We start from the raw sequence: 12563 nt of genomic DNA, 5'->3' as shown, positions 1-12563 counted from the left end.
TGACGATTACTGCTGAAGTCCTGTAAATTATATTTCTTCACAATCCACTCAGGTCTGTCCGTAACTTGATAAACACTCCGTCAAACTGACGCTCAAAAAGTTTTTGTTCTCCGGTTTATAGCTCAAAAGGCAAGATCAGTTCAAGGAAAGTCCGTAAGCCTGTGAAAATCAAGGACGTCTTCGAGCATTTAAAAGTTCACCGAGCTTTCTCCTTCTATTCTTCTGCCTGTTTAACGTTAGCATTTGCCACAGTTTTGCCAACTTTTCACCCTCGAACTGCCAACGGAGGCCACGCTACAATAAGCATGAACTGAATGCTCCATTGCTTCTTAAAAGGATGTCTGGATCAATCGGATCGCTCGGTTCAGATGTTCGCTTATCCCAATTCATACAGGAGGAACGATGATGAAATTATCACACAAAACCATGGGCGTTTTTATGGTGGCGCTCGCAGCTCTTCTCTTACTTTCCAGCATTCCCGTGGATGCCAGACCAATAAATACATCGGAAAACATTGATTTCACCGAAACAGAACAACCGGAGCTTAACGAAGAAACCAAAAACCTGATTTTACTCTGCCAGAAAGCACCGACAGAAGAGAATTATTTAAATCTTCGCGATCAGGTTATTAAAGACTACAATGTTGTGCTTGACCGGAAGAAAGCGAAACTTGCCGAGCTGAAAGCGGAAACAGTTGGGAAACCTGGCGGTGAAGCAAAGGTTGCAGAGATGGAGGAAATTGTCCAGGAAATGCTTGTAACCTACTGGAGCCGCATTAACAGCAGCATGCTTCGCTTTACTGATACGCGGCTTCTGAAATGGAAAATTGCCGAGGCTCCGCAGTATGAATATATCCCCGTTATGGGAGCCGGTGAAAGCATTTATATTAAGCGCACACCTGTCACAAATCAAGAATATGCGGAATTTATCGAAGCCACGGGAATACAGCCTCCCGTCAACTGGACGAATGGGACCTATCCACAAGGCGAACCTGCTTATCCTGTTAACTATGTGTCCTACAAGGACGCGCAGGCTTATTGTGCCTGGCTGACAGAGATGGATGGCGTTAATACCTACCGGCTCCCCAGTGAAAGCGAATGGGAACTGGCCGCAGGCCACATGCCGAAAGACGCTGATTTTAACTGCGGTGTTAATGGGGAGAGAACCCCGGTGAACAAGTATGAAGGTATAACAAGAGGCGCTCATGGCGCGATTGATTTCTGGGGCAACGTTTGGGAATGGACTTCAACAATAAGAGCTAACTCTGATGGAATCTTCAGGTTGGGCACCAAAGGCGGCTCCTGGCTTTCTGAGCGAACAGAATGCCGTACCGAGTATCGAAAGGAAAGCCGGGAAGCTGACTTGGGTTATGAGGATGTGGGTTTCCGCGTGATTCAGGTCCTTAACGGAAAAGAACCGGAGCAACAGGTAGAACTTGCAACGCTACCCTCTCCCGTTGTGTCGGCAGTCTCTACCTCTGCTGACAGTATTACGCTGACTTGGCAGCGTGTTGACGGAGCGGTCGAATACCAGATTTATGAATATTTTGATCAAACGGGGCTGATTCAAATGCTCGAAACAGTCGAAGAAACGATCATTACGATCGATCAATTGGATCCAGGCAGTATCCACAGCTATATTGTCCAGCCCATTTCTTATGTCGCCATCGCCGATAATATTTCTAAAGCATACAGCGTCAAAGCAATCTGCGGCAGTAATGACGCCAGCTTCCCTGTTAATGCTATGGAAAAAATGAACATAGATGGGCTGAATTTCTGGCTGTATACCCCGGACGACACCGCAGAAAAGAAGCCGTTGATCGTTTATCTCCATGGTATTACTGGAAAAGGTGACGATCTCGATACGCTGCTGACTTCACAAGGCTTTGTTCAATGGCTGGCAGACGGAACATTGGGTGAAATTCCCGCTTATGTCCTGATTCCACAACTTGCGGCAGATCATAAGGACTGGATTGCCGCAAAAGAGAATGTTGTTTCCGTCATTCAGAAAATAGTATCAACGTATCCGATCGACAGCGGCAATATCAATCTGACCGGCTTCAGCATGGGCGGTGCCGGAGTATGGAATATTGCCATCGCTTACCCCGAGCTGTTCCATCGAATCGCGCCCTTGAGCGGAGGCGTGCGGGCCGGCAAAACGACACTTTCAGCTTTGAGCGATATGCCGATTTGGACGTTTGTCGGCACAGCTGACGAAGTCGTTAATCCCCAGTCCACGCTCGATTTTATGGAAAAGTTGAGCCAGTATAATTCCCAGGCTGTAATCACACAACTGGAAGGCGCTGAGCATACCGACGTTCCCGCGCTTGCTTATCTAAGTGAAGAAATCGGCTTGCTCGATTGGCTGATTGAAAAATAAGCGAATGCTGAGTTCATTCTTAAGATGATTACAAAACAATCATTATCTTTTTAACACAATTAAAAACGCTTCTCTATAAAACAAAGCGAAGAACTGAAAAGTCTGAAAAACAAGACTTCGCAGCTCCTCGCTTGAAAAACTGAATTGAAACGGTGCAAACGCGCCGTTTTTATTATCATTGCAATAAAAACCTGAAACTACTTTTCTGTAGAATTCGCCCGTGTACAGCAGGTGGGTCAAGCCGATCAGAATCCGATTTCATCAGCGATCATGATGATTGTAAAACGGCCCGGCGTCTTCCGGCCATGGTTGATAATGCCGACCGAATTGCAGACCGACTGCTGGATCTGGCAATCCATGCACTTTCCCGTTTCGACGCACGGCGCTTTGTGATGCACGCGCATCGCGTTGAGCGGCGCGATCTGACGCAGCCGCTTCATCGCGTCGTCCAGCGTATCGACAACCTTGTTTACCCCGGCGACCACGATGACCTTGCGCGGTCCGTAGCTGATCGCCGCGACACGGTTGCCGGACGAATCGATATTGACCAGCTGGCCCTGCCGCGTGATCGCGTTGCTGCTGGTCAGAAAGACATCCGCCAACAAGGCCTGACGGTAGATTTCCTCAACCTCGGAAAACGGCAGTCCCTCCTGGTAGCGGTCAAAAAAGTGATAATCGCCGTTGCGCAGGATATTGATCATATCCATCGCTTTGAGCGTTTCCGATCCGCCGACGCCGACGCTGGCGCCCTTGGGGATCAGCTCGAGCACTTTGTCGCGGGCTTCCTCCACATTTTCGGCATAATAGGTGATATACCCCTTTTCCGCTAACAGATCGACCATTTCATGGGCGACGGCCACTGCTCTGCGCTTACGATACTTATCCATACGACTCTCCTCTTTTCTATTTTTTTGACAAAAAAGACCGCGGCGAAAGCGCGGCCCTTTTCATTACTGATTGACTTCTGAATACTTCCGGCGTTCCGGACTCAAGTTGTCGCAATAATAACGCACGGTCAGCGCGCCGCCAATCTTGGTTTTGACTTTCGGCAATTCCATAAACCGGTCGCCTTCCAGCATGATTTCAATCATCGCTTTGCAGCAGGCCGTCAGATTGTTCACTTTCGGCTCCACTTCCGTCATCAGCTCTTTGGCGTTGATATCAATATACAGCCACTGGATGTTATGGGCATCCCATTTTTTCTGATTGATAATGTCGATATAATCTTGTACTGTTTTCTTTTCCATTAGAAAGGTACCCCCTAATCGATTTTATTATAGCATTGAACATCAATTAAATAAAGTCGAATCACGGAATCAAGCCGTTTTTTCAGAATTCAAATCAAAGAAAATAATCCAGAACAAATTCCATCATGACGCCCAGCCCCGGAAGCAGCGACGCCTTTTCGATTTTTTCTTCGCGGGTATGCGCGCCCTCGCCCAGATAGCCGCCGAAGCATAACGAGTTAATACCCAGTGAAAACGGAATGTTGCAGTCGGTCGATCCGGAATGTCCCTCCGGCCGCACGCCGATCCGTCGTTCGATCAAATCCTCGACCTTTTTCTCAATCGCCCGCTGTTTCTCCTGGTCGATTTCGCCCATGCACGGCCGTTCGCCTAAAATCTCGACATTGACTTCCACGCCCATCTTCCGGTAAGCGTCGATCAGACTGTCGAACATGCCGCGCAGCTGATCCAGATGCTCGCGCACATCGGAGCGGAATTCAAACAACATCGAAGCCTGCTGGGCGATCGTGTTGACGGAAGTGCCGCCTTCAATCGTGCCGACATTATAGGTGGTCTTGCCGCCCTGCGGCACTTTGACAGAATACAGCGCGTCGATCAGGGAAGCCAGCACGCGGATCGCGTTGCGGTTGCCGAAAGCGCCGTAGGAATGACCGCCCTCCGTTTTCACCTCGACGCGGTAGCGGACGGAACCGACCGCCTTGTTGACGTAACCTTTATAGGAGCCGTCAAACGAGTAAACCTCGCTCAGCTTATCCGTGTAATCCTGCATAAGCCGGCGGCAGCCCTTAAGGTTGCCCAGACCTTCCTCACCAGCGTTCAGCACGATCAAAACGCCTTGCTTCGGCGGACACTTCTGCTCGAGCAGATACCGGGTGATGACCATCAAAAGCGCGACGTTCGCCGTGTCGTCCCCGACTCCCGGCGCTTTCAGCCAGCCGTCTTCCTCCACCAGCTCAAAGCCGGTTTCATCCGGGAACACCGTGTCCAGGTGCGCCATAAACGCGACGGCCTTGCCGGCCTGAACATCGCCCAGCGTAACGATGACATTGCTTGCCTCATCGATTTTCACATCTTCCGCACCGACATCGCGAAACCACTTCGCGCAGTACTCGGCGCGGGCCTGTTCATGATTACTGAAGGCCGGGATCGCCACCAGCGTGCGGATCAGTTCCACAACCTCATCCTGATGATCGCTGACATACTGTTCCAAAGCTTCATTCCAAATCAAAGAAATACCCCCTTTTTCAGGTTTCATTATACCATTCTTTTCGGCGGCGGAACAATTTATGTTAGAATAGTGCCAGGAGGTGATCCCCGTGATCCTCGAGAAGAATCAAATCGCCGCGGCGGAAGCGGCCAGCGGCAAAACTGAAACACAGCTGATGGAGCTGGCGGGCAAACGTTGCGCCGACACACTGCTGCACGAATATCCGGAAAATGACTCGTTTCTGATCCTGTGCGGAAGCGGCAACAACGGCGGCGACGGGTTTGTGATCGCCCGGCATTGCTTAGCGGCCAACCGGCAGGTGGCAATCATTCTGATGCTGGACGACATCCGTACCCCGGCAGCGATTGAAGCCCGGCAGAAGCTGCCGGATTCCTGCCTGATCTATGGCTATCAGGAATTAAGCGAAACCCAGTTTCAGACGATGGCGCAGCGCTACGACGTGATCGTTGACTGCGTGTTCGGATTTAATTTTCATGCCCCGCTGCCGGATTTTTTGCGCAGCGCTTTCCGCTGGATCAACCAGCAGCGCCTGCCCGTTGTCAGCATCGACCTGAACAGCGGCTTGGAAGCGGATCACAGTCTGGGGGATCCCGATGCTCTGCACAGCGAGCTGACGCTGGCATTGGGGGCGTTGAAGCCGGTTCACTTATTCAGCCGGGAACATCAGAAGCTGGACCGGCTGATTCCGATTGGGCTGGGGTTCGCAGAGCCGGAGGCATCGCGCTGGATCCAGATGGACGCGCTGCAGGTCACGCGCCTGCTGCCGCGGCTGCACGACAATGATTATAAAAACACGACGGGCCGGTTAACCGTGATCGCCGGCAGTCCCTGGATGGCCGGCGCAGCCCAGTTCAATCTGGAAGCGGCCCAGGCAATGGGCTGCGGCATGCTTCACGCGCTTGTCGATCCCGCCGTTTATCCGATCCTGCAGGCCGCCTGTCCGCACATCGTTTATCATCCCAACACGCTTTCGGAAGCGGATCTGACCGCTCTGCTTAATCAATCCGACGCCGTGGCGATCGGCAGCGGCTGCGATCATCTGGCAAATCTGGAAACGGTATTGGAAAGAGTGCTGCACTGCAGTTCCGTGCCGGTAATTCTGGACGCCGCCGCACTGCGCTGTCTGGCACGTCACCCGGAGTGGCTCAACACCCCTCACGGCGATTGGATTCTCACGCCGCATGTTGGGGAGTTCAGCGCGCTGTGCGGCCGCAGCGTCGAGGAAATTCAGGCGGACCGGATCCGCTGCGCCGAGGAATACGCGCTCGCTCATCAGGTGACGCTGGTCTTAAAAGGCGCGGACACGCTGATCATTTCGCCGGAAGGTCTGCGCTGCGTCAACAAGACCGGCAACCCAAGCCTGGCCAAAGCCGGCAGCGGCGATCTGCTGACCGGCATGATCGCCGCTCTCGCTGCGCGCGGCTTGACACCGATGGAAGCCGCCTGCTGCGGTGTCTGGCTGCATGGCAAAGCCGCGGATAAAGCGATTGAAAAGACCTCGCTGTACGGCGTTCATCACAAGGAAATTCTGGCCGGTCTGGACGCCTTCTTATTCGATCATCAGAAGGAGTTATGGCGGTAATGGAAATCCGTCCCGTCACCCGCGCTGATTTACCGGCGATCCGCGACTTGTTTCTCCGCAGCGTCCAGGAAGTCGCCATCCGGGATTACACCCCCAGCCAATGCGCCGCCTGGACAGCGGGCGCTGAAAAACCCGGCTGGACCGAGCGGTTTTTAATCACCTGGACGATCGGTGCGTTCTGTGAAGATCAGCTGGCAGGCTTTGCGAATCTGGAAAGTCCGACTCAATTGGATTGTTTCTACGTCCACCCCGACTTTCAGCGTCAAGGCGTCGGCACCGCTTTGTTGAACGCTATTGTAGCTCAGGCCCGCAGCCAGGGCGCGGTCTTCCTGCAAAGTGATATTTCATTGACCGCCGAACCGTTTTTCCGCCGGCAAGGTTGGAAAGCTGTGCGCCGCAATCAGGTCTGCCGGGGCGATCAGGTGCTGATCAACACGACGATGCGAAAGACGTGGGGTTAACCCCAGACGGACCACAATGTTTTATCCCTATCGATTTCGTTTCATTTTGACTTTAATTTAACCTAAACAAACGGACGACTGTGATAAGCCGTCCGTTTTTGATCTTTCTGTATTATAATTCTGTTTCGTTTTCCGTTTCTTCTTCCGGTTCCAGCACGCTGAGATGATCGGTGTACTGATCGAACCACTGCGTGATTTCCTTCAACCGGCGGATCCGGTGAATCGGCTTGCCGGAACGGCTCAGCTCATGATTTTCACCATGGAACAGGCAGATCCGGGCGTCAACGTTATGCAGCTTCAGCGCCTGGAACATTTGTAAGCCTTCCGCCATCCAGCAGCGGTAATCCTGATCGGAATGGATGAACAACGTCGGCGTCACTGCCTTGTCCGCGTATTTTAACGGTGAGAAGCCCCACATTTTTTCCGGATTTTCCCATGGCGTCGAGTCCATCTGGCTCATGTTGTGATAGTAGCCGATATCGGTTGTCAGCGACTTGGAGAACCAGTTGGAAATGGAGCGCTGGCTGGCAGCACACGCGAAGCGATCGGTATGACCGATAATCCAGTTGGTCATAAATCCGCCGTAGCTGCCGCCGGTGACCGCGACGCGATGTTTATCGATCATCGGATAGGTCTTCAGCACAAGATCCGTGAACGTCATGATATCAGAATAGTCGACTGTTCCATACTTGCCGCGCAGATCCATAAACTCATTGCCGCGGCCGTCGGAACCGCGCGGGTTGCAGAAGAACACAAAGTAGCCCTGGGAAGCCCAGTACTGCATCTCATGCATGAAGACTTCGCCATACGCCGCTTTCGGTCCGCCGTGGATATCCAGCACCGCCGGATAGGTTTTCACCGGATCAAAATCGATTGGTTTCAGCACCCAGCCGTCAATCCGCACGCCGTCGTTGGTGAAGCTGACCTTCTCCGGCTGAGCGACATAGGACTCCGCAAGCACGGCGTCGTTGACATGGGTCAATTGGACTTCCGCGCCGTCTTTCAATTCGTACAGCTCCTGCAGCCGCATTTTGCGCATTGCACTCATCACGATCCGGCCGTTCTGCACGTCGAAGAAATCGACGGAGCCTTCCGCCGTCGTTAACGCCCGGCGCTGCCCCTGACGATCAAATACCGTCAGTTCGGAATGGTTATCCCACGTCAATAACGTCCAGATCTCGCCGTTCACGATCTTCCAGCCGCGGCCGCCATACAGCTTGGCGTCGCTGCCGACAGAGCTGCCCCACGACAGATCCTCGCCGTTCAGCAGCGTCATCGCACCGCTGGCAATATCAATTGTATACAGCTTCGCATTCTCGCTGGATCCCCAGGTTTGATAGTCGGTTGCCGTGACGGCCAGCTGGTTATCGTTGAGCCAGCCGAGATGGCCGAAGCTCCATTTCCCCGACGGCACCAACGTCCTCCGCTCACCGCTGGCCCGGTCAATTAAATACAAGACTGAAGTCTGGCTGTTGACGGAATCGAATTCAGGACCAGCGATCGCGATCTTCGTGTGATCCGGGCTGATTTCCAAATGCCGCACATCCATGTATTTCGGCGATAAGATCTGAGCCTCGTCCGTGCCCGGTTTTACCAGCACGGCCCAGGTTCTTTTTTTATTGATAAAGCCACGGCCGTTAAACCAATACGGCAGCTCGTCTAAAACCTCGTAATCCTTTTCTTCTTCCCGCTGCGCCAGCGCCTTGTCGAGCGCCTTGCCTTCCAGCCCCTCTACCTGCAGCTCGTTGAGATCCTTCAAAACCAGCGCGGCCAGGGTTTCCCCGTCGACCGGTTTTAAGGCCGTGACCTTCCACGGCAGCGTAAACGCCTTCCGTGCTTCCCCGCCGTTGAGATTGAGGCGGTAATAGGTCGTCTGCGTCTTCCCCTGCTTCGCCGCTTTTTCATCCTCGCCGGTCCGATCGGCTGGAAACAGGATATGTTCCGCGTCTTCAAACAAAAAATTACGTTCTTTGTGGCCTGACGTCAAAGCAATACTGCGTTTCTGATCAAAGTCCCAGCACCTCAGATCGTGCTCATACCCGGTGCCTTCCGCGTTGCTTTGGCTCTGCACATAAACGCAGCGCCGCCCATCCGCGGATAACGTCGCTTCCGACAAATACTGGTATTCTTTAAACGTATCAATTTGAATTGGTTTTGCCATTTTATTCTCCCCCTGCCCCTGAAAATGGAGCTCATTGCCCTTATTTTACCGCTGCCAGAACGCAACGTCAATTTGGTTGTGACGAATCTTCCGCTTCCATTTTCAAATGCACATCCTGCTGCGGATACGGAATGCCGATCCCGGCCTCGTCCAGCGCTTCCTTGACCGCCAGACGCAGACCCCGCTCAACCTCCCAATGCCGTAAGGGCTGCGTGCGGCAGATGACCGTGATGTTGACGGAGGAATCCGCCAGCTCCGTAATTCCCTGAACCTTCGGTTCCTCGACGATGATCTCCTTGACCTGCTTGGCATACGTCTTGACCGCCTGATCGAGAATTTCCATCACCTGACGGCTGTCCGCTTCATACGGCGTGCTGACCGTAACCTTCGCCAGCGAATCCATCCGGGAATAATTGATCACCCGGCCGATCGAGCCGTTGGGAATGATAATTTGCTGCCCGGCGAAATTTTTCAAATAGGTCACGCGCATCGCCGTCGCCGTCACGGTGCCTTCAATATCGTCCAGCTTAACATAATCGCCGACCGAAAACTGCTTTTCAAACATCATGAAAAACCCGGTGACCACATCCTTGATTAAGCTTTGCGCGCCGATGCCTAATGCCAGCGAGCCGATCCCGGCGGATAACAACAAATTGTTGATCGCGTTGCCGAAGCCCAGCTGCGCCAGGATCATCAAAGCGCAGATGCCGTAGACGATATAACGGAAGGTGCTGCGCGTCATCGTCATCATTGTCTGCACGCGGCGCGCCTGCATTTCCGGCATTTCCTCGGATTTTTTGATCTGCCGGGCGGTTAATTGAGAAATCAGATTCAATACCAGCTTCCCGCCGACGATGATCAGCAGTATGCCGACGGCTTTCCAGAACAACAGCCCGCTGTTCTCAGCGAGCGTGCTTAGAAAACCGTTGAAATAATCCGTGATTGTTTTTCCTAGAATTCCAGTCATGAACATCCCCCTGTCTTGTGCTTAAGTTTAACGAAAATCGACGTCTTATTCAATCCTTCTTCATGGAATTGAAAGATTTCCCGGAGTTTGCAGGCAAATTCCTTGTTTTCCCGCGTTTTTCACGGCTATAATGAAACCAGAATAACATAAAGGAGGATTCGTTATGGCAACGGTAATTACAAAGGATAATTTTGATCAGGAGGTCGTTCATTCCGACCTGCCGGTCATGCTCGATTTCCAGGCGCCCTGGTGCATGTACTGCCGGCGTTTAGCCCCGGTCATCGCCAAGCTGGAAAAAGAATTGGAAGGCCGGGTGCGGATCGGGACCGTCGATATTGATCAACAGCCGGAGCTGGAAGAAAAATTCGACGTCAACACGATTCCGTCGCTGATCCTGTTCAAGCAGGGCGTCCAGGGTTCAACGCTGGTCAATCCGCCGTCGCGCGGCGCGATCATGAGCTGGCTGGAAGAACAGGGGATCTGATGATGGAACACGTACAAGTCGTTATTTTAGGCGGCGGCCCCGCCGGATACACGGCGGCGCTGTATTGCGCCCGGGCTGGTTTCCGCACTGTAATTCTGGAAAAATTGTCGGCCGGCGGCCAGATGGCGACCACCGCGCAGATCGACAATTACCCGGGGTTTGACGAAGGCGTCGATGGTTTTGAGCTGGGCATGAAAATGCAGGCGCAGGCGGAACGGTTCGGCGCAGAAACTTATTTGGAAGAAGTGCTTTCCGTGGATTTAACCGCAGTCCCCAAGAAGATTGTGACCGACAGCCGCGAGCTGACGGCGGACGCCGTGATTCTGGCGACCGGTGCATCGGCGCGGAAATTGGGCGTGCCGGAAGAGGATTCACTGGTGGGGCGCGGCGTAGCGTACTGCGCGACGTGCGATGGCATGTTTTATAAGGGCAAGACGGTCGCGGTGATCGGCGGCGGCAACACCGCGGCGGCGGACGCTTTGTTCCTTTCGCGGATTTGCGAAAAGGTGATCCTGATTCACCGGCGCGACACGCTGCGGGCCGACCGGGTTTACCTCAATCCGCTGCAAAGCTGCGATAATCTGGAATTCATCTGGAACAGCACGGTGGACGCCATTCTGCACGATCAGAAGGTCACCGGTCTGCGGCTGCGCGATAAATTCAGCGGCGAGCTGCAGGAAATCGCATGCGACGGCGTCTTCGTCGCGGTCGGTCAGCTGCCCAACACCGCTTTGTTTGAAGGTCAGCTGGATCTGGATCATGGATACATCGCCGCGGATGAAACGACGAGAACCTCGCTGCCGGGTGTCTTCGCGATCGGTGACGTGCGCACCAAAGCGCTGCGGCAGGTCATCACCGCCGCCAGCGACGGCGCAGTCGCCAGCCATTTTGTCGAGGAATACCTCGCTTCTCTGTAAGCTTCCATTCTTCCTTGGATGACAGATTTCATGACCGCGGGTTTCCGCGGTCTTTTTGGCGGGCTGAAATTTGTCTGAAATTACGACACAACGGGCAAACTGCTTATAGGCAAATCCCGATCGTTCCCGTATGATAATTTCAGAAAGCAAGGGATAGGAAATGTCATTGGACGCAAAGCTGAAGCAATCACTTTTGGAAACCGCCGCCCGCCATCGGCTGCGCCGCGGCAAATCCGGACGGCAGACCGCCCGCAATCTCGTCGATCTGACCTGCACGCTGAAAAAAAAGGATCTGCCGGAATATGACAGATCGCTGATCAGTGAAGAATGCTTCAATCAATTGAAAAAAACGAGTATTGAAGACACGACAGCCTGGCTGATCCATCGGATCTAGCCTTTTTCTTTGGCTTAGAACTGCCCCTGCAGTCGCAGACTCGCCATTTTCTCGCTGTCGTTGGCTAGTTTTCGGATCCGCAGCGATAAGGATTCCGGGCTTTCCTTCATTCCGCCCCGGACCCAGTCGCGGATAATCCCGCACATTCCATAGCTGTAAAACCGGGAATACAGCCGCACATCCGCCTCCTGCAGCCGCAGACTTCCGTCCAGACGGCGGATCGCTTCCTCAAACAGCGTACAGGTAATCTGGAACAGATAATCCTCAAAACACTGCGGCGAAGCGCTGATCGTATTTTCATAGAAGATCTGATTTTCGCGCATCATGGTCAGCAGTTTTTCCATGTGCTGATGCCAGTTGTCAAAGGTAACGTCGCTGGCCAGATAAACAAACCCTTCCTGATAATAAATCCAGTCCAGCAATTCGTATTTATCCTGGAAATGATAATAGAACGTCTGACGATTGAGTCCGCATTGTTCCGTGATATCCCGCACAGAAATTTTGTTAAAGTCCTTGTGATGGCACAATTCTTTCAAGCCTTCCGCGATCGCTTTTTTCGTCAGATCCGCCATATCCTGCCTCCCGGATCCGCACTTGCCAGACTTCCGGCCGCAAATCCTGTTTCTACGTTAGCTTTATTGTAAGCTATTTTGATCAAAAGGGAAAGAATGAAGCTTGTCCGCTTCTGATAAATGTGATTTTGATCCCAGCTCGGTCATTTTACGAAGCGCTGCAGCCTCTGA

The 12563-nt window shown here is 52.9% G+C and carries 12 protein-coding genes; 6 read left to right on the top strand and 6 right to left on the bottom strand.

What is annotated here, in order from left to right; genetic code table 11:
- Positions 1-402: 402 nt before the first annotated feature.
- Positions 403-2379 (top strand): SUMF1/EgtB/PvdO family nonheme iron enzyme, encoded by a 1977-nt coding sequence (locus tag DWY25_RS08815; protein ID WP_117894923.1) that lies wholly within the window; start codon positions 403-405, stop codon positions 2377-2379.
- A gap of 245 nt (positions 2380-2624) precedes the next feature.
- On the opposite strand, the gene DWY25_RS08810 is transcribed toward DWY25_RS08815, so the two are convergent.
- The 3 genes from DWY25_RS08810 to DWY25_RS08800 all read right to left on the bottom strand — a co-directional run bounded on the left by DWY25_RS08810 (position 2625) and on the right by DWY25_RS08800 (position 4854).
- On the bottom strand, positions 2625-3266 hold the full coding sequence (locus DWY25_RS08810; protein WP_006058713.1) for a lactate utilization protein: 642 nt from the start codon (positions 3264-3266) through the stop codon (positions 2625-2627).
- Between the two features lie 63 nt (positions 3267-3329).
- Positions 3330-3626 (bottom strand): hypothetical protein, encoded by a 297-nt coding sequence (locus tag DWY25_RS08805; protein ID WP_072685011.1) that lies wholly within the window; start codon positions 3624-3626, stop codon positions 3330-3332.
- A 94-nt stretch (positions 3627-3720) separates the two neighbouring features.
- On the bottom strand, positions 3721-4854 hold the full coding sequence (locus DWY25_RS08800; protein WP_117894922.1) for a M20/M25/M40 family metallo-hydrolase: 1134 nt from the start codon (positions 4852-4854) through the stop codon (positions 3721-3723).
- Positions 4855-4942: 88 nt separating this feature from the next.
- Between DWY25_RS08800 and DWY25_RS08795 the strand changes: the two genes are divergently transcribed.
- Both DWY25_RS08795 and DWY25_RS08790 read left to right on the top strand, forming a co-directional pair.
- Positions 4943-6436, top strand: coding sequence for an NAD(P)H-hydrate dehydratase (locus tag DWY25_RS08795; protein ID WP_117894921.1), 1494 nt, complete (start codon positions 4943-4945; stop codon positions 6434-6436).
- A complete protein-coding gene (locus DWY25_RS08790; protein WP_187117670.1) occupies positions 6436-6897 on the top strand; it encodes a GNAT family N-acetyltransferase in 462 nt (153 codons plus the stop codon). The genes DWY25_RS08795 and DWY25_RS08790 overlap by 1 nt, the downstream gene beginning before the upstream one ends.
- 112 nt (positions 6898-7009) lie before the next feature.
- Here DWY25_RS08790 and DWY25_RS08785 read toward each other — a convergent pair whose 3' ends face one another.
- Both DWY25_RS08785 and DWY25_RS08780 read right to left on the bottom strand, forming a co-directional pair.
- On the bottom strand, positions 7010-9058 hold the full coding sequence (locus DWY25_RS08785; protein ID WP_117894919.1) for a S9 family peptidase: 2049 nt from the start codon (positions 9056-9058) through the stop codon (positions 7010-7012).
- Between the two features lie 67 nt (positions 9059-9125).
- A complete protein-coding gene (locus DWY25_RS08780) occupies positions 9126-10025 on the bottom strand; it encodes a mechanosensitive ion channel family protein (RefSeq protein ID WP_181981762.1) in 900 nt (299 codons plus the stop codon).
- A gap of 163 nt (positions 10026-10188) precedes the next feature.
- On the opposite strand from DWY25_RS08780, the gene DWY25_RS08775 reads away from it, so the two are divergent.
- The 3 genes from DWY25_RS08775 (at position 10189) to DWY25_RS08765 (ending at position 11820) form a co-directional block, all read left to right on the top strand.
- The gene (locus tag DWY25_RS08775) at positions 10189-10509 is read left to right on the top strand and encodes a thioredoxin family protein (RefSeq protein ID WP_072685006.1); all 321 of its coding nucleotides are present in this window, start codon (positions 10189-10191) and stop codon (positions 10507-10509) included.
- 2 nt (positions 10510-10511) lie between these two features.
- Positions 10512-11426, top strand: coding sequence for a thioredoxin-disulfide reductase (trxB, locus tag DWY25_RS08770; protein ID WP_420809872.1), 915 nt, complete (start codon positions 10512-10514; stop codon positions 11424-11426).
- Between the two features lie 160 nt (positions 11427-11586).
- On the top strand, positions 11587-11820 hold the full coding sequence (locus DWY25_RS08765; RefSeq protein WP_006058703.1) for a hypothetical protein: 234 nt from the start codon (positions 11587-11589) through the stop codon (positions 11818-11820).
- A 14-nt stretch (positions 11821-11834) separates the two neighbouring features.
- Here DWY25_RS08765 and dhaS read toward each other — a convergent pair whose 3' ends face one another.
- A complete protein-coding gene (gene dhaS, locus DWY25_RS08760) occupies positions 11835-12392 on the bottom strand; it encodes a dihydroxyacetone kinase transcriptional activator DhaS (protein WP_117894916.1) in 558 nt (185 codons plus the stop codon).
- Positions 12393-12563: the final 171 nt, after the last annotated feature.

It is taken from the genome of Holdemania filiformis, from assembly GCF_003459085.1.
Taxonomy (GTDB): Bacteria; Bacillota_I; Bacilli_A; order Erysipelotrichales; family Erysipelotrichaceae; genus Holdemania; species Holdemania filiformis.
Note: the sequence above shows the minus strand (reverse complement) of the source record. Positions and strands in the feature narration are given on the sequence as shown.